We start from the raw sequence: 18,153 nt of genomic DNA on the forward strand, positions 1-18,153 counted from the left end.
ATCACTTGGTTCTCGTTAATCAATCTGCGGGACAGCTTGTGCAAGTTGTCCTGCCGGCAATCGGAGATTTTGGCGTGAAGTTTCGCCACCTTCTGTCGGGCCTTGGCGCGGTTGGCCGAGCCGAGCTTTTTCTTGCTCAGCCGGCGCTGTGCCCTGGCCAGTCGGGCGGCGTATTTCGCGGTATGGCGGGGATTGCCGACCCGTCGACCCTGATCAGTGATAAACAGGTCTTTCAGGCCCAGATCAATGCCGGTTATGTTCGGTGTGACCGGCAATTTGCTGGGTTTGAACTCACACAGACAGCTGACGAAGTAACGGCCTGCCGAGTCTTTGGAAACGGTCACTGTGCTGGGTTCGCCGGGCAGTTCACGGCTCCAGCGAATGTCCAGCGGGGTTTTGCTCTTGGCCAGATACAGCTTGCCGTCCCGGTATTTAAAGGCCGAGCGGGTGAACTCCGCCGACTGGCAGTGCCGCTTACTCTTGAAGGTTGGGTACTTGGCACGGCCCTCAAAGAAGTTTTTGAAGGCGGTCTGCTGGTGGCGAAGGCATTGCTGCAAGGGGACACACGACACCTCAGACAGGAACGCCAACTTGGGATCTTTTTTGATTTCGGTCAGTCGGGCGTTGGCAGCGACATAGCCAATCTTTTCTTGGCGCTGATAAAAGGCATCCGTACGCCAGCGCAGTATCGCGTTATAGACAAAACGCACACAGCCGAAGGTCTGAGCCAGAAGCTCAGTTTGTTCGGGCGTCGGGTAAAATCGATATTGATAGGCGCGTTTTGTCATGCGTCACATTTTAGCGTGACTTTTGTTAAGATAGCAACCCACTTAAAACGGAGGAGCGGGAACAGGGGCGGCTGACGCCGCCGCGCTATCCCTCCCTGCCCTAAAAGGACGGGGTTTCCCGCGCAAAATTGATGAAAATTTGGGTAGATGCGGATGCTTGTCCGAGTGTGATTCGTGACATTTTATACAAGGCGGCACAACGGCTAAAAATCCATACTATTTTTGTTGCCAATCAACCCATACGCCTACCGCAACAAGCCTATCTCAGCCAACGCCAAGTGAGCCAAGGCGCAGATGTTGCAGATACTTATATTGTCGACCATTTGCAAGCGGGCGATTTAGTGATTACCCAAGATTTGCCACTCGCTGCAGACATTTTAGCCCTACAAGCTTATGCACTGAGCCCACGCGGGGAGCTGTTTACGCAGGATAATTTGGGGCCACGCTTAAATATGCGTGATTTTATGGAAACTTTACGTGCCAGTGGTATTCACGGTGGTGGCCCCAGCAGCTTAAGCCAAAGTGATCGCAGAAACTTTGCCAATCAATTAGATAAATTGCTTCATCAGCTAACGTCTGCCTCGACTTGACCTTGCACATAATACCAACATCCTTGGATACGTTTGAATTCCGAGATTTCTTCCAAAGCGTCCAACCCAGTCGCGCCTTGATAATACGCCTTAAAATGCACTTGTCCTTGATCACCTTGCTGTTGACTGGCCAGCACCTCTAAATGATGCCATACCGGCTGATCACGCAAGTCTAAATCCTTAGGGCGTGTTTCTGGTGACCAAGTTCGCAACAGATATTGGCTATCGGCAACCACAAAAGCGCTATAACGCGAGCGCATTAACGCTTCTGGCGTTTTGGCCAAGTGTTTTTGTTGATGTAAGGGGCGACAACATTTTAAATAAATTGCCCCTGAACCACAGGGGCAAGGGGCATGTTTGGCAATACGCATTTAATCTTCCTTAGTTTATGATGTTTGGCCCAAATGCTCCCCTAAGGGACGCGTTAAATCCTTCACACTAGGGGCTTGCGTTGCGAAAGGTAAAGGCCGGCTGGTACGCCAAATGTATAACCCCAAACGTGCCATCATCCAACCTGCAGCTAGACCTTGCGCTGCACGTAAAGAGACTTTTGCACTCATTTCCAGCGCTAACACCTCGCTGGTAGCTTCTGCAGCCCACTCACTGATTCCAGCCGCCGCAATCGCACCAATCCAAGCTTTCGCTAAACGCAAACGTGCGCCATAGGGCATCGGCCATGCATAACACCGGCTAATATCTTGAGTGAGCTGCATCCCTTTATAAGCCACCACCAACATATCCAAGGCCGCCATTGGACTCAGGGCCACCCATAAACCGGCTTCTGTGCTACGTTTTACAATCGCTTGGCGGATTTTTTCATCTATAGGCGTTAAGACATGATGATCAAATAACAACAAAGTTTGCGCTTGATTATGATGTGGCTGCACTTGCGCACGCCATTGCACCCATGCGGGATGATCTTCAGCAATAGCTAACTGGTCAGCTAATTGTCGTGCCCAGGCTTCTAGCTCAGCCGGTGTTTGTACCTGATTCAGCGCGCGCGTTTGCAAATTCGCATACTGGTGTAAATGCGTATGCCAACGCCGCCACGCCAGTCTTTGTTTGGCACATGTATAAGCCAATATAAAAGCGGCACCACTGGCAAAACTAGCTAAGACCACGCGCCAACCTAAGGCCGCTTGCCAACTGGTATAGCCCCAATAAGCAAACTCCATACCCACTAAAGCCGCCAAAAATGCCACTAAAGTCAGCATCCAAGGGGCCTGCGTCTGTGTTAATACCTCGGCCGGCACGCCTTGCGCTTGTTGCTGAGGTGCTAACTTAGCTTGCGCTTTAGTCTCTGCTGCATGGACATAGTCTTGTGCTTGGAAATACTGAGCTTGTGCTGGGGGAGGTTGTTTTTTTTGCATAGCATCTTCAGCATCAAAACGCTGAGATTTTTTAATTTGTGTCATAAGCTACCTGTGTCAAAACATCGTGACCAGCAAGCGCCATCCTTCAGCTTAACTTGCCATTGATTCTCTGGTTTTTGGGGTACATTGCTTGTATCAGACACCAACCACTAGAGGGTGTGATATGAGCATACTGCATTTGACTACAGAAGGTCGCCCTGAGTACAGTCGTAAAGGTTTGACTTGTATCCCAGATCAGACCAAGGATAAAACCTTATATGAGCCAACCAGATAGGGAGGTCATTGATAAATGACCACCAAATTATATATCATCTAATTAATTAAATTCCAAAATAAAAATTTGCCAAAAAGCCACAAATAAGGCAGCAATTAATGGGCCAATCACAAAACCTTGCATGCCAAATAATACAAAACCCCCTAAAGTAGATAAGAGCACCATAAAATCAGGCAGTCGCATATCTCTACCAACTAAAATAGGCCGTAATACATTATCAACTAAGCCGATCACCCCAGCACCAAAGGCAAATAAAGTCACTGCTGCGCTCCAATCCCCTATTGCCAATAAATACAAAGCTACTGGCCCCCAAATCAGCCCTGCACCTGCAACCGGAATTAATGACATAAAGGTCATCACAACGCCCCATAACAAGGGTGCCGGAATCGCTAGAAACCAAAAAATCATCCCTCCCAAAGCGCCTTGCACACAGGCTACCATTAAATTGCCTTTAACCGTAGCACGTGTCACTTCAGCAAATTTATTAAATAACATACGTTCGCGCTCATCTCCTAAAGGAAGCGCACGAATCATTAGATTAATTAAGTCAGGGCCATCTCTTAACATAAAAAAAGCCAAGTACAAAGTGAGCACTAGCGTCATAAAAAATTCTAATGTATTTTGTCCAAGACTCACCGCATTTTGTGCCAAATATCGACTTGTGTTCACAGCAAGATTAGAAAGCTGCTCTTTAATCAAAGCAAAATCAATATTTAAATTTTTTAAGACCTCTTGTACTAAAGGAAATGCTTGACGGATGCGCTCAACATATTCTGCCAAATTAAAGCGCCCACTTTGAATATCTTGATATAAAAGACTACCTTCTTGCACAAAAGAAATAAATATAAATAACACAGGCAAAATGCCCACTAATAACGCAACCCCTAAGGTTGCTAAACTCGCCAGATTAGGTTTTTGCCAAGCATTTAACAGCTTCAACTGTAACGGATAAAATAAAATACCTAAGACACATGCCCAGAAAATGGCACTAAAAAAAGGCTTAAGTAAAAATAAGAAAACCAAGCTAATGACCAACAATAAGCTTAAAAAAGTGCGCCTTTCCATCAGAGTGTGCCATTCAGTGCTTGCTGAAGTGGCTATTTTTTGTTTTTCAGACATGGACTTACCTCAATCTGTGAGCAAAAATTTTTTACGCTAAACCAAGATGAACTGGGCAAGAAAACAAGCTAACCAAATGATTTAAAAGCAAGAATTGATTCATCCTTGCAGCGAACCTTCATAAAAACCAAAATCCCTTGTATAGCAGGCGATGCATCTTTGTATAAATTCCTATATTCTTTCTGGGTAAAATTTTGTGAAGAGGTTTAGCCCATCATGCACACTGCTCCCACCCTAATAGGTATCGGCGCTTCCGCTGGTGGCTTGGAAGCCATTGGCCAATTGATCGCCACTTTAGACCCGCAGACTCATTTAAGCTTTGTTGTCCTACAACATTTATCGCCAACTCACAAGAGCATGATGGTAGAAATTTTATCACGCGAGACCCGTTTACAAGTTCAAGCACTTTGTGATAACACCAAACCACAAGCAGGGGTTATTTATATTGTCCCTGCTAATTATAATGCGAGTATTAAAGAAGGACGCTTATTACTAATACCAGCACAACCTCAAGTCGCCCCTAAACCTTCTATTAATGAGTTTTTTATTGCCTTAGCTGCAGATGCGGGGGAAGCTTCTGTAGGAATTGTTTTATCAGGTACAGGTTCAGACGGTACCGCAGGATTACGTGCAATACAAGCTGCTGGCGGTATTAGTCTGGTACAAAAACCAGAAACCGCCAAATATTCAGGTATGCCTTTGTCAGCAATTGATGCTAAAGTTGCTGACTTCATTTTATCCCCTAAAGAAATTGCACAACGCTTACACTCTTTAATTCCTAAGTATCCTAATCAAATAGATCATTTTGCAGAACAAAGTTTAAATACTTTATTAAGCTTATTAAAAGAAAAGTGCCAAGTCGATTTTTCTGGATACAAGTTAGGAACCTTGTCACGACGTATTCGCCGTCGTATTATCGCTACAGGGCATACTGAGCTAGATGCCTATATCAGTTGGATCAAACAAAATTTACAAGAGCTCGATTTATTAGCCAGAGACATTTTAATTTCAGTCACTGCCTTCTTTCGTGATCCAGAAGCATTTAACATGCTTAATGAACATTTATTGACTCTATGCAAAGCAAAAGCAACACACCAAGAAATTCGCATTTGGATTGCTGGTTGTGCCACAGGAGAAGAAGTTTATTCTTTTGCAATCCTGATTTCGGAAGCGCTACAAGATAATGTTGGCAAGCAAGCGATTCAAATTTTTGCGACTGATATTGATGAAGAGGCATTAAATGTTGCGCGACGTGGTCTCTATCCTGCAGCGGCTTTAGCCAATCTAGATACAGAGCATCTCAGCAAATACTTTACTATCAATGGCAATCATTATGAAGTCAATAAAACCCTGCGCGATATGATTGTGTTTGCACGTCATAACCTTGTTGATGATCCGCCTTTTTTACGTCTCGATCTTATTTCTTGTCGCAATGTATTAATTTACTTTGACAATGCATTACAAACCCGAGTTTTGCAAAGGTTTCATTTTGCACTTGCAAACCAAGGAATTTTATTTCTGGGACGCTCTGAAAGCGTTGCTCAAGCAGAACAGTTATTTAATGCAGAAAATCGTAAAGAACGTATTTTTAAGAAAATAGGCGAGAGTATACACTTCACTTCCCCTGTTATTTCACGGGCAAAACATGCTAACCACAAGACCAAAGCAAAAGAAAGTACTTCGCAAGCCTTATTAGAGGGCGTGACTGAATCCTTAAATATTACACTGGCGCTATGCAATCAGAAAGGGACGGTTTTACATACTGCAGGTAATGTGCAAAAGTTTTTTAGTTTCCCCTCAGGGGCTATGCAAATTAATATTTGTGACATTATCAATCAGGTATTTAAAAATGAATGCATAACGCTAATGCACAAGTTTAATAAAACATCTCAGCCACAAATAGGAAGAATCAAAAACTTAGCCTCTGGGCGTTGGCAGTTGCGTATCCAAGCAGTGACACAAGCAGACAACTTGTTTTCTTTAATCATTATTGCTCCTCCTTTTCATGCTGGGCCACTGCAATTACCAGAAACCTTATCCTTACCAACGCATTATGCTGATCCTTTACAAGATGAGTTACAAGCAACTAAAGAACATTTACAGTCTTTAATTGAAGAGCTAGCAACTGCAAATGAAGAAATGCAATCATTAAATGAAGAAGCCCAAGCATCTAATGAAGAGTTGCAAGCTACGAATGAAGAGCTAGAAGCTGCCAATGAAGAATTACAAGCCACAAATGAGGAATTAGTTAGCTTAAATGAAGAAATGAATGTTAAAACACATGAGTTGAGTAGACTTAATGATGAGTACTCACACTTATATGATGCCTTAGAATTTCCCATCATGGTATTTGAATCTTCAGGCCATTTAAAGCGATTTAATGCCCCAGCAAGCCGGCGCTTCAATTTGCGTTCTACTGCTATTATGCAACATGTTGAACGTTTACGCCTTCCTGAATATATTAAGCATTTACCAAAACTATTACACAGAGTCCTTGCACATGGTGATAGAGAAGAAATCCTAGTTAAAGGCGATGGTCGTCATTTACAACTAAGTATCAGCCCAGGTCAGGATCAGTACGGAGAAATTCAATCCTTAGTCGTCGCTCTAATGGATATTACTGATATTTTAAAAACACAAGAAGATTTAAAGGAATCCCAAGGACAGTTATATAGCCTAATAGAAAATACAAGTATCTTATTAGCAATCAAAGATATTTCTGGCAGTTATTTACATGCTAATCAAAGCTTTTTACGTGCATTTTCTCTCACTGGCCAAGACTATAAAAAATGCTCTGACTTTGAAATTTTCCCAGAACAATTTGCTGCGAGTTTATGGAGCAAAGATCTTGAAGCAATTCGCGCACAGATTCCCATTGTGGCAGAACACCATTTACAAGTAGAGGGTACAAAACGCATCTATCGCACCGTACATCAAGTCATGCGTGATTTGCAGGGACATCCTAAAGTTTTAATGAATGAGTCTGAGGACATCACTCAACCCAAAGAAGCCGAATATCAATTAAAAATTGCCGCTCGGGTCTTTGAACATGCAGGTGAAGCCATTGCGGTAACTGATAAAAAAGGTATTATTTTATCTGTAAATAGTGCTTTTCAAGAAGTAACAGGTTTTAATACACAAGAAGCAATTGGCCAAGCTATTGGAAAACTTTTGGGCTCAGGTCGTCATAGTCATGCTTTTTATCAACAAATGTGGTCTGCACTAGATACTAAAGGATATTGGCAAGGAGAAATATGGAATCAACGCAAAGATGGTAAAATTTTCCCCGAGTGGCTCACTATTAATCGAATTGATGATAGAAACGAACGGTCAGAGTTTTTTATTGCTGTATTCTCAGATATCAGTAGCTTAAAAGAATCTCAGCGTAAAGCAGAATTTTTAGCAACCCATGATCCCTTGACTCAATTACCCAACCGAAATTTATTTAATGATCGAATCAACTTTGCATTAGCGCAGGCAAAAAATAATCAGCATAAAGTTGCATTGTTTTTTATCGACTTAGACAATTTTAAATGTATTAATGATACTTTGGGTCATCATACAGGCGATGATTTACTGAAACAAGTTGCAACACGTTTGCGTAATTTGGTCAGAGATATAGACACAGTTGCACGTTTGGGCGGTGACGAATTTACTATCATTTTAATTGATACCTCTCTTGAACAAGCAGAATATATTGCTGAGCGTATCTTGTCCGAACTTTCTACCCATTTCCTATTATTTGGTCAAAAGGCTTTTGTTTCTGCCAGTATTGGTATCGCTTTTTATCCTGATGATGCGACAGATACTGCTAACTTAATTAAATCTGCAGATACTGCTATGTATCGTGCTAAAGAAGAAGGGCGTAACCGTATCCAACTCTTCCGCCCAGAACTAAGAGTACATCTTTTTAAACAAGCTGCTATCGAAACTGCCTTACATCAAGCACTAAAAGAACAAAATTTACGTATGGTATATCAACCTAAATTCTGTGCACAAAATCCACATAAAATGATAGGTGCGGAAGCTTTACTGCGTTGGCAGGATGCTACCCTGGGCCATGTCAGTCCAGCAGAGTTTATTCCTGTTGCAGAAAAGTCTGGACTTATTTTAGAGCTAGAACTTTATGTTGCTAAACGAGTTATCACTAGTTTACACCAATGGTCTAAGGCAAATATTAAAGTACCTACGATTGCAATGAATATTAGTGCTTATAGTCTACGTGACAAAAACTTTTATCATAAAATTTACAGCTTGATTCAAGAGTATCAATTTGACATTCACTTATTACAAATTGAGTTAACTGAGGCTGCTTTGGTATCACAAGGTGAAACAGAAATTTATAACTTAACTCAACTTGATCATTTAGGAATTAAGTTTTCTCTAGATGATTTTGGTACGGGTTATTCTTCTCTTTCTTATCTCAAAAATTTGCCTATCTCAGAATTAAAAATAGACAAAAGCTTTATAGATGGATTAGGCAGTAATCTGAGTGATGAGAAAATTATCCAAGCCATTTTATCCATGGCGCAAGCGTTAGATATTAAAACTGTTGCTGAAGGTGTGGAGACACAAGCACAAGCACTTTGGTTAAAATCCAAGGAGTGTCACTATTTACAGGGGTATTGGTTAGCACGCCCTTTAGAAAAGGAAGATTTTATCCATTTTTTACGTAAGCACTCTGCTGATTTTGAGGTTTAACTTATGTCAAATGCTACAACATCTATAAAGAAATTTTTCGCCGAGTGCGAACAAGAACCTCTCAGTTATTCAGGTGCGATTCAAGCTTATGGCGCTTTACTTCATATGAATAGTCGTCAAGAAATCACTCATATATCAAGGAATTTCCAAGAAATTCTTGCCTTACCTCAATTTGAGATCGGCACACGTGTCCCCGATTTTTTAATAGAATTTACAAAAAACCTTGCAGATGAACCTAATAGTCGAGAGTTTTTCGATGAAGCCTTAGAAGGGCAGCATTATAGTTTGAGCTTGGCTTTGGTTCGTACACAAACTTATGGCATTTTATTTGAATTTTTCCCTAACCAAAGCAAAAGTTTACTATCGATTCAAGCACCCTCACAAATTTATCAAAGCTTTTCTAATTGGCAACAAGTCAGTCAAGCACGACAAGTATTAATAGAGTGGATTGCACAAACCACTGGTTTTGATCGTGTAATGTATTACCAATTTTTACATGATGGAGATGGTGAGGTTATTGCAGAACATACTTACTCAAATTATCAAGGGACTTATTTAGGTCTGCGTTTTCCAGCTAGTGATATTCCTTTAATTGCGCGTCAGCTCTATTTACTTCATCCTTGGCGCAGCATCTATAATGCAACTCAAGCGCCTTGCCCAATTGAAGGCCATAGCCTGCTAGATTTAAGCTATTCTGACTTGCGCAGTGTATCTCCCGTACATGCAACTTATATGCAAAATATGGGAGATGTGGCTTCTTTTAGCTTGCCAATTAAATTACAAGATAGCCTAGATGCGATGATTTCCTGTCATCATACAAGTGCAAAGACATTACCTTTAGCAGATAAGGTTAAAATATTTCACGCGGTACGCCAATTTAATATACAGCTCAGAGATTTTTACACACGTCAGCGCGTGAAGACACTTGATGAAATGCAGCATATTTACCATAGAATTTTCATAGAAATACAGAAAATAACAGCAACTGATCAAGCGTGGGAGCATTTAGGTCAAAGGTTGCAAACTATTTTTGATAGTGATGCTTTTATTCTGGTAGGCGGTTCTTTGTCTCACCCTTTAAGTTCTTGTCCAATTCATCCAGAATTTCTACAAGCTTTAGATACTTGGTTCACTGATCAATGCGATGAACTTATCACAACTAGCGAGCATTTACAAAATACTCTAGGCATGGAAATACTTACGGATTTTGCTGGTTTTTGTGCGTGTAAATGGCATTTTTTAGATAGCTCAGATTTATACCGTATTTACTTATTACGTTATGAGCATCTTTCTGATGTTTATTGGGGAGGCAATCCAAATAAACCTGTAGAATATCATGATGGTACTTTGGGTATTGCACCTCGCCGATCCTTTTCTCTGTGGATTGAAAAACGTTTAGGGTATTGCAAGCCTTGGCCTGAAAATACTCAGCTTAAGCTACTTAAACTACGTGAGTTTTTAAAAAAACAAGCTTCCTTTAATTAGAGTAAGAGATTGATGACTAAATTACTTATACAATTGCGAAAAGCTACAAAAAGCTTACACGACACAATAGAAAAAACCACACCTTTAACAAAGATAATGCAAACACCCCTTCATAAAGATAGTTATATTCAAGCATTAAATTACTTATACCCACCTATTTTTCAGCTAGAGTCATCTTTAGATAAATTTATGCCTGAATTTAATTATCAAGCACGCCACCCTTTATTAGCATTAGATTTAAAAAACTTAGGTACCCATCCACCAAAGATAAAAAATTTATCTCATCTTCAATTAAGTTGTGAGATACAAAAATATGGACATTTCTATGTTTTAGTTGGTTCCCAGCTAGGGGGTCACATCATAGCAAACCATATTAACCAGCACGCAAACAATTTAAGTACATTATTTTTTGATTCCAGCGACAAGCAAGTGTGGAAACAACTTATTAATACCATCAATCAGGCCACTTTTAACCAAGAGCAAGAAGCTCAAATTATCAAAGCGGCTACGACTGCTTTTGAACTATTTTTACCATCTAAGGATATTTAAAATATGGTCTTTGAAATTTGGGTGACTTTTTTACTTGCTATCTGTGTAGTTAGTCTTTCACCAGGTGCTGGTGCCGTGGCTGCGATGAGCACAGGTTTAAACTTTGGTTTTCCAGCAGCTTTGTGGACTTTAGCTGGTTTACAGTGTGCACTTATCTTACAGGTTTGTCTTGTCGCATTAGGCTTAGGTATTATTTTAAATACTTCGATGATTATTTTTGAAATCATCAAGTATCTAGGCATCTTATATTTAGTATTTCTAGCTGCCCAAAACTGGTTTATAACACCGCGATCTTTAGAAAACCAACAACAACCAACCCAAGCATACAATGCACATAAGCTTTTTATCAAAGCCATGTTAATTAATTTAAGCAACCCTAAAGCCATTATTTTTATGCTGGCTGTTTTACCCCAATTTATTCAATTGCAAGACCCTTTATTAACTCAGTATTTAGTCATGATATTGACTATGATTAGTGTAGATTTACTTGTTATGGGTGCTTATGCAACTTTTGCTTACAGAGTACTTAACTTATTAAAAAAGCCAAGCCATCAAACTTTATTAAATCGTAGTTTCTCATGTATGTTTTTACTTGCTGCCTCAGCTTTATTTTGGTTTGAACCTTCAAGTACTTAAAGCAATTATTTTGTCACTTAATTTTCTGCAAACAGGCTTATATTTACACCAATATATTTTAATAAATGCAACCCAATACCTTGGTAGACTTGATAAAATTTCAAAAATATCCGATAACATCCTTTCACAAGGAGATAATAAAAATAACACATTGCACAAGCTAGGGTATTGATATGAATTTCTATACAAAGCTAGGACTACGTTGGCAAATTTTTCTCCCCATATTCACGTTGGCCACGCTCATTTTTATTACTGGTTGGATTAGTCAGCAAGGGTTCCAAGCCGTTGCACGAGAGTCTAGTCTAATGGCTGATTATCTCACCCCTGCAACCAGTGCTATTTTGAATGCAGATCGTGATTTATATCAAGCCGCTACGGCAATGCGTGACTATATTGATGCACAACAAACAGGTGCTGACCGACAAGGCTTACAAGCCAGCTTCAATGAAAATGTCAGTCAAGCTACCCAGCGTATGCTCAGTGCACGCCAGCTCGCACAATATGCACAAGTACCTATGCCAGCAGAAACAACATTTCGCCGAGCTCTTATTCAGTGGCAGAAGTTAGCTGCAGAAATTTTTACATTAAGTGACCAAGGACAGTATCAAGCGGCTTGGGCACTAATTTTAACCAATGAGGGAGATGCTTTTAATCAATTACGTACCCAGTATGATGTACTAGGTGAAAATATTGATTCGCGCTCTCAACAAATCAGTGACAAAATACAAAACACACAAGCAGATAAAAGCCGTAATATTTTATTGATACTAATTTTTGCAGCTTTAATCAGCCTACTAGCTGCTTTTTATGCCCCTAAAATTATTGTTCATCCCATTATTATACTTGAAGAAATGCTCACTGGCCTTGCAAAGGGTGGGGGTGATTTAACGCAAAGATTACCTGTCACAGGTAATAATGAAATCGCACAACTTGCGTTACAAATGAATTCTTTTATCCAGTTTTTACAAGATTTAATTAGTAAAATCCAACAAGATACTTATCAAATGGAAGCTTTATTAAATCTTGTTGAAGAGAATACAAAAAGCACCTCTCAAGGGGTAGAAAAGCAGTTAATCGAAATGCAAACCGTGCACACAAGTATCCAAGAATTGCAAGGAGCAACTGATAATATTTCCCAACACACACAGGAAGCTGCCGCCGATGCCCAACAAATACAGGAGGAAGCAAAAACTTCACATCATCATATGCAGCTTGCATCTCATTGTATACAGAATTTATCTGAACAAATGCGATCTGTTGTTGGGCTTATTCAACATTTAGAGCAAGAAAGTCAAAATATTGTATCTGTATTAGATGTTATTGGAGGTATTGCAGAACAAACGAATCTGCTAGCACTTAACGCAGCAATTGAGGCAGCACGTGCAGGGGAAGCGGGACGAGGTTTTGCTGTGGTCGCAGATGAAGTACGTTCATTAGCATCACAAACGCAAAAATCTACACAAAATATTCAAACTATGATTGATAATTTACAACAGGGTGTTGACCAATCCGTACAAGCTATGCATCAAGCAAATCATCAAGTAAAAGATACTTTGACTAATTCCCAAAAAAGCATGCACAACCTCACATACTTGGTCAATAATATTGATGCGATTAATCAGATGCTTGCTCAGGTTGCTACAGGTACAGAACAACAAGCTTCTGCAGTGCAAAATATGTATCGGGATATTGACAGCATTAATCAACAAGCACACCAGCTCAATCAATTTGCCCAAAATACACTCAATAGTCATCAAACGCTGGCACAATGTGTTTTGACATTGACACAACATATGCAAAGTTTTCGAGTGTAATGCCTTTATCAGACATTTGGCTGGCTTTATCTAAAAGTTAGCTAGATGCCTGGATGACTTATGCACAAGTAAGCAGGATACAGGCTCACATTACTTCTTTTTTGTAAATTTTACTGCGCAAATCTGCTGCTTTCCTTTATGATGCGCCATCTTTTCTTTTGCGTGAGCTTTTTCCATGTCCACAAATGCCCTTTATGCAGATCTTTCTATTTATTATGATTTGATGTGTACAGATATTGATTATTCGGCTCAAAGTCATTGTATTCAGCGCTTGCATCAAATTTTTGGAAATCAAAAAAAGCAACATCTTGATTTGGCTTGTGGTACAGGTGCGCATATCCGTTATTTTTTGAATCAAGCTTATATAAGCACTGGATTGGATTTACATCCAGCGATGCTAGCACAAGCGCAAGTGCGTTGCCCTGAAGCTGATTTTATTTTGCAAGATATGAGTGATTTTAATATAGGTACGCACTTTGATTTAATCACTTGCTTTCTTTATTCGCTACATTACAATCAAGGCATTGAAAAGCTTCGCACCTGTTTTGATAGCATTTACAATGCATTAAATCCAGGGGGTATTTTTTGTTTTAACTGGGTTGATAAATACAAAATAAATAATAAGCATTTTGTTAAACATCATCTAACATACGAAAATGCTTTATTCACCTTTTGCTCTCGCTGGTATTATTCAGGACAAGGTGAGATGCAAGCCTTACGATTAAGCATTGAAAAAGCCCATCCTGATCATACCTATCTCTGGCAAGATGAACATCCCATGGTCGCTATGGGCATTCAGGAACTGAATGATTTTTTGCAACCACATTTCGAGGTCCATCTTTTTGAACATGATTACGACAAGATTGTTCCTTGGGATCAAGTCTCTGGTAATGCCATTTTTGTATGCATTAAGAGCTAAGTAAATTTAAGTAACTGACCATTCTAAAATCTAGATCTCATTGGGATAGGTTACTAAAAAAACCATTAGCAAATTTTATAAAACACCGCACTTTAATGAAACATTCATTTACGGTGTATATAGATAACACCCACACCTAAAAGCCTTGGTTATGGTAATAATGCTTTATTTTTACGTATTGGGAAATCCAGTACCCAGTATGCCTAAGGTAAGATTGTGCCGTCTGAGGGAAGCATATTTGCTATTGACGGCATGTAAGTTATGACATGGGGCATGGTTAGATATGCTGGACCCAGCTATCCCACGCAAATGCTGGCGAAAAACTTAAGGATGCTTCACTCGTCACTAAGCCAATAAGAATTTCTCCTTAGATCTTGCATCTTGTACTGATAAGCAGCATCTTAGATTGTAATCAATACTGTTTGATACTAAGGAACGCTGATGACTGATCTTTTTTCTCCCCTAACATTAGGCGCGCTAGTAACCAGCAATCGCATTTTTATGGCACCTTTAACACGATGCCGTGCAGATGCTGAGCATGTGCCAACGGATCTTATGGTGGAGCATTATGCACAACGGGCTTCTGCAGGCTTGCTGATTGCTGAAGCGACCATGGTCATGGAAGGTAATAGCGCCTTTTGGCGTGAGCCTGGGATTTACTCCCCTGCACAAATCGCCGCATGGCAAAAAGTCACCCAAGCGGTCCATGCTCAAGGGGGACAGATTTTCTTACAACTGTGGCATGGTGGACGGGCTTGTCATCCTACTTTGAATGCGGGTCAACAGCCTGTCGGGCCCAGCGCCTTGGCGATTACTAACGCAGAAATTCATACCCCAGAAGGCAAACAAAATTATGTTGTACCGCGCGTCTTAGCAGATGAAGAAATTCCAGCTATTATTGCCGGTTTTGTCCAAGCAGCTAACAATGCACAAGCGGCCGGTTTTGATGGTGTTGAGATTCACGGTGCTAATGGTTACTTATTAGATACCTTTTTACGTGATGGTGCCAACCAACGCAGCGGCCCTTACGGTGGTACCCTTGAAAATCGCGCGCGCCTCTTATTAGAAGTGATAGAGGCAGTCAGCCAAGTTTGGGGCGCTGACCGCGTTGGGGTACGTTTATCACCGTTAAATAGCTTCAACAGTATGCTCGATTCTGACCCTGTACAATTGATCACTTGGCTAGCACAAAAACTCAATAATTATGCACTCGCCTATTTGCATTTAATGCGTGCTGATTTTTTAGGTGAGCAACAAATGGATGTAGTTACTCCGGCACGTCAACATTATCAAGGCAACCTAGTTGTTAATATGGGCTATACCCCAGAAGAAGCCCAGCAGGTGATACAAGAAGGTCTTGCTGATGCGGTCGCTTTTGGTGTCCCTTTCTTAGCAAACCCAGATTTACCACGCCGTATTCGTGAAGGCGCACCACTTAATCAAGCGGATCCAAAAACTTTTTATACACAAGATGCGAAAGGCTATAACGATTATCCTTTTTTGACTTAAAGCGATTTAATTAAATCAAGGCTTGATCGGCTTAGATTGAGCCTGTATTTCTATTAAAGGGGATTTTTTATGAATCAGTCTTATATTCCTCCCAAAATTTGGCAATGGCAACCAGGTAATGGCGGTAAATTTGCACAAATTAATCGCCCTACTGCTGGCGCAACACATACCAGAAACTTACCCCAAGGACAGCACCCCTTACAACTATATTCAATGGCAACCCCCAACGGGGTAAAAGTGACTATATTATTAGAGGAGTTATTAGCTCTCGGTATTCAAGATGCGGAGTATGATGCTTGGTTTATTAATATTTTAGAAGGTGAGCAATTTAGTTCTGGATTTGTTGCTATTAATCCCAATTCTAAAATTCCCGCCATGGTCGATTATAGCGTACAACCACCACAACGTATTTTTGAATCCGCCTCTATTTTATTCTATCTAGCAGAGAAGTATTCTGCTTTTATTCCACAAGAATTTCATGCAAAAACTGAATGTATGAATTGGTTATTTTGGCAAATGGGTTCTGCCCCTCTACTAGGGGGTGGTTTTGGACATTTTTATGCTTATGCACCCGAGAAAATTGCTTATCCTATTGATCGTTTCACTATGGAAGTCAAGCGTCAGTTAGATGTTTTAAACCAGCATTTAGAACAACACGCTTATATGGCTGGAGAGGAATATTCTATTGCTGATATGGCCATTTGGCCTTGGTATGGTGCGCTAGTTTTAGGCCGTTTGTATGAAGCGGCAGAATTTTTACAAGTACAAGAATATCCGCATGTATTACGTTGGGCACAAGCATTAGATGTACGGCCTGCCGTACAAAGAGGCCGTATTGTCAATCGCACTTGGGGAGAAAGTTTTGAGCGGTTAAGGGAGCGCCATAGTGCTGATGATTTGCCATAAAAGAATAGTTTTACTACCAAAATACCCCTCTTTTTTTGATTTATAAAAAATTTGTTATTAATCAGTAAGTTAAATAGATTTCCTTTTAACAAGGGTAAAAAGGGATTTTAGAACTAATGTCTTGTTGTTATGTATCTTTTTTGTGATAGATTTCTGTTCACTGCCACATAGGCAGCTTAGAAATTGCTAAAAAGGGCGTTGAATACAACGAGCAGGTTCACTGCCACATAGGCAGCTTAGAAATTAGAGCTTGGAAGATCAATCCAATCGCCAACGTTCACTGCCACATAGGCAGCTTAGAAAAAATTCGGGCAGTATTGACAAAAAAAAGCATAGTTCACTGCCACATAGGCAGCTTAGAAAGGGACCATTAGCCAGTCCATCCAGCAGCGGGTGTTCACTGCCACATAGGCAGCTTAGAAAACCCTAAAAAACGCTAAAATTTCGTAAAAAACGTTCACTGCCACATAGGCAGCTTAGAAAGCTCGCATCCGCTCGGCCACGCCTTCCAGCTCGTTCACTGCCACATAGGCAGCTTAGAAATATCACATCATGCAGCAGCATCCAGGGGAGCCGTTCACTGCCACATAGGCAGCTTAGAAAGGACAATTTCCGAGACACCTTAGACAGAATGGGTTCACTGCCACATAGGCAGCTTAGAAACATGCAGCAAGCCAAGGGCTGACATTTCAGTCGTTCACTGCCACATAGGCAGCTTAGAAATTACGTAGACCCCTTTGACAACGTGCAAAAGGGTTCACTGCCACATAGGCAGCTTAGAAATTCACGATGAAGCTTAAGAGGTTTGCATGATTGTTCACTGCCACATAGGCAGCTTAGAAACGCACTAGGCGGGTTGTGTTGGTTTATTTTGCGTTCACTGCCACATAGGCAGCTTAGAAAAGTATCTTGATGAGCCTATGTCATCCCGTGTCGTTCACTGCCACATAGGCAGCTTAGAAAGTCACGGAACACTTTGACGTGCGGATCAATGAGTTCACTGCCACATAGGCAGCTTAGAAAACGCGAGCGATAATCCCCGCGACACGGGATGAGTTCACTGCCACATAGGCAGCTTAGAAATTCCACTTGGCTGCTTCTTTGCCAGTAAAACCGTTCACTGCCACATAGGCAGCTTAGAAAAGCCTTCACGTTGAAGGCGTCTTACGTGTTGAGTTCACTGCCACATAGGCAGCTTAGAAAGTTAAGCGCTACGCTCTTTGACTGTAGAAACTGTTCACTGCCACATAGGCAGCTTAGAAATTTGTGTTTTGGAGAGACCCCAGCATATCCCAGTTCACTGCCACATAGGCAGCTTAGAAAAAACCCAGTCCGCAGAGCGCGACGTGGAACGCGTTCACTGCCACATAGGCAGCTTAGAAATAAGACCCTGGGCCGTGGGTCTGAAAAAAATATTTCACTGCCACATAGGCAGCTTAGAAAGATGGCTTTAATGGAGCTGAGCTTTTCTTCAGGTTCACTGCCACATA

13 protein-coding genes and 1 CRISPR repeat array (1 of these 14 only partly in view) are annotated in these 18,153 nt (G+C 40.9%); of the genes, 9 read left to right on the forward strand and 4 right to left on the reverse strand.

The window, feature by feature from the left end:
• A partial coding sequence (locus BMX05_RS00005) for an RNA-guided endonuclease InsQ/TnpB family protein (protein WP_093308328.1) occupies positions 1-788 on the reverse strand: 788 nt, incomplete at its 3' end.
• A 131-nt stretch (positions 789-919) separates the two neighbouring features.
• Here BMX05_RS00005 and BMX05_RS00010 point away from each other — a divergent pair.
• Complete coding sequence (locus tag BMX05_RS00010) at positions 920-1,378, forward strand: YaiI/YqxD family protein (protein ID WP_093307570.1); 459 nt, start codon at positions 920-922, stop codon at positions 1,376-1,378.
• Here BMX05_RS00010 and BMX05_RS00015 read toward each other — a convergent pair.
• The 3 genes from BMX05_RS00015 to BMX05_RS00025 all read right to left on the reverse strand — a co-directional run bounded on the left by BMX05_RS00015 (position 1,354) and on the right by BMX05_RS00025 (position 4,144).
• Positions 1,354-1,749, reverse strand: a complete 396-nt coding sequence (locus tag BMX05_RS00015) for a YchJ family protein (RefSeq protein ID WP_093307572.1) — start codon at positions 1,747-1,749, stop codon at positions 1,354-1,356. The two genes, BMX05_RS00010 and BMX05_RS00015, sit on opposite strands and share 25 nt — an antisense overlap.
• A 15-nt stretch (positions 1,750-1,764) precedes the next feature.
• Entirely contained in the window at positions 1,765-2,793 is a 1,029-nt protein-coding gene (locus BMX05_RS00020) for a TIGR01620 family protein (protein ID WP_093307574.1), read from the reverse strand.
• A gap of 274 nt (positions 2,794-3,067) precedes the next feature.
• Positions 3,068-4,144 (reverse strand): AI-2E family transporter, encoded by a 1,077-nt coding sequence (locus BMX05_RS00025; protein WP_245710343.1) that lies wholly within the window; start codon positions 4,142-4,144, stop codon positions 3,068-3,070.
• Positions 4,145-4,360: 216 nt separating this feature from the next.
• Between BMX05_RS00025 and BMX05_RS00030 the strand changes: the two genes are divergently transcribed.
• The 8 genes from BMX05_RS00030 to yghU all read left to right on the forward strand — a co-directional run bounded on the left by BMX05_RS00030 (position 4,361) and on the right by yghU (position 16,663).
• Positions 4,361-8,845 carry an EAL domain-containing protein gene (locus tag BMX05_RS00030; protein WP_093307577.1) on the forward strand — a complete coding sequence of 1,495 codons (4,485 nt, stop codon included), beginning with the start codon at positions 4,361-4,363 and terminating at the stop codon, positions 8,843-8,845.
• A 3-nt stretch (positions 8,846-8,848) separates the two neighbouring features.
• Positions 8,849-10,330 carry a GAF domain-containing protein gene (locus BMX05_RS00035; protein WP_093307580.1) on the forward strand — a complete coding sequence of 494 codons (1,482 nt, stop codon included), beginning with the start codon at positions 8,849-8,851 and terminating at the stop codon, positions 10,328-10,330.
• A gap of 12 nt (positions 10,331-10,342) precedes the next feature.
• The gene (locus BMX05_RS00040; protein WP_093307583.1) at positions 10,343-10,879 is read left to right on the forward strand and encodes a biliverdin-producing heme oxygenase; all 537 of its coding nucleotides are present in this window, start codon (positions 10,343-10,345) and stop codon (positions 10,877-10,879) included.
• 3 nt (positions 10,880-10,882) lie between these two features.
• Positions 10,883-11,515: a LysE family transporter gene (locus tag BMX05_RS00045; protein WP_093307586.1), complete on the forward strand. Its 633-nt coding sequence runs from the start codon at positions 10,883-10,885 to the stop codon at positions 11,513-11,515.
• A 173-nt stretch (positions 11,516-11,688) separates the two neighbouring features.
• Entirely contained in the window at positions 11,689-13,329 is a 1,641-nt protein-coding gene (locus BMX05_RS00050; protein ID WP_093307589.1) for a methyl-accepting chemotaxis protein, read from the forward strand.
• Positions 13,330-13,504: 175 nt separating this feature from the next.
• The gene (locus tag BMX05_RS00055) at positions 13,505-14,248 is read left to right on the forward strand and encodes a class I SAM-dependent DNA methyltransferase (RefSeq protein ID WP_093307591.1); all 744 of its coding nucleotides are present in this window, start codon (positions 13,505-13,507) and stop codon (positions 14,246-14,248) included.
• A 441-nt stretch (positions 14,249-14,689) separates the two neighbouring features.
• Positions 14,690-15,757, forward strand: a complete 1,068-nt coding sequence (locus tag BMX05_RS00060; RefSeq protein WP_093307593.1) for an alkene reductase — start codon at positions 14,690-14,692, stop codon at positions 15,755-15,757.
• Positions 15,758-15,826: 69 nt separating this feature from the next.
• On the forward strand, positions 15,827-16,663 hold the full coding sequence (gene yghU / locus BMX05_RS00065) for a glutathione-dependent disulfide-bond oxidoreductase (protein ID WP_093307595.1): 837 nt from the start codon (positions 15,827-15,829) through the stop codon (positions 16,661-16,663).
• 155 nt (positions 16,664-16,818) lie between these two features.
• Positions 16,819-18,153: a CRISPR direct-repeat array (repeat unit 28 nt; unit sequence GTTCACTGCCACATAGGCAGCTTAGAAA) (it continues 134 nt past the right edge of the window).

The sequence above is a fragment of the Allopseudospirillum japonicum genome (assembly GCF_900108915.1).
In the GTDB taxonomy this organism is placed as follows: Bacteria; Pseudomonadota; Gammaproteobacteria; order Pseudomonadales; family Halomonadaceae; genus Pseudospirillum; species Pseudospirillum japonicum.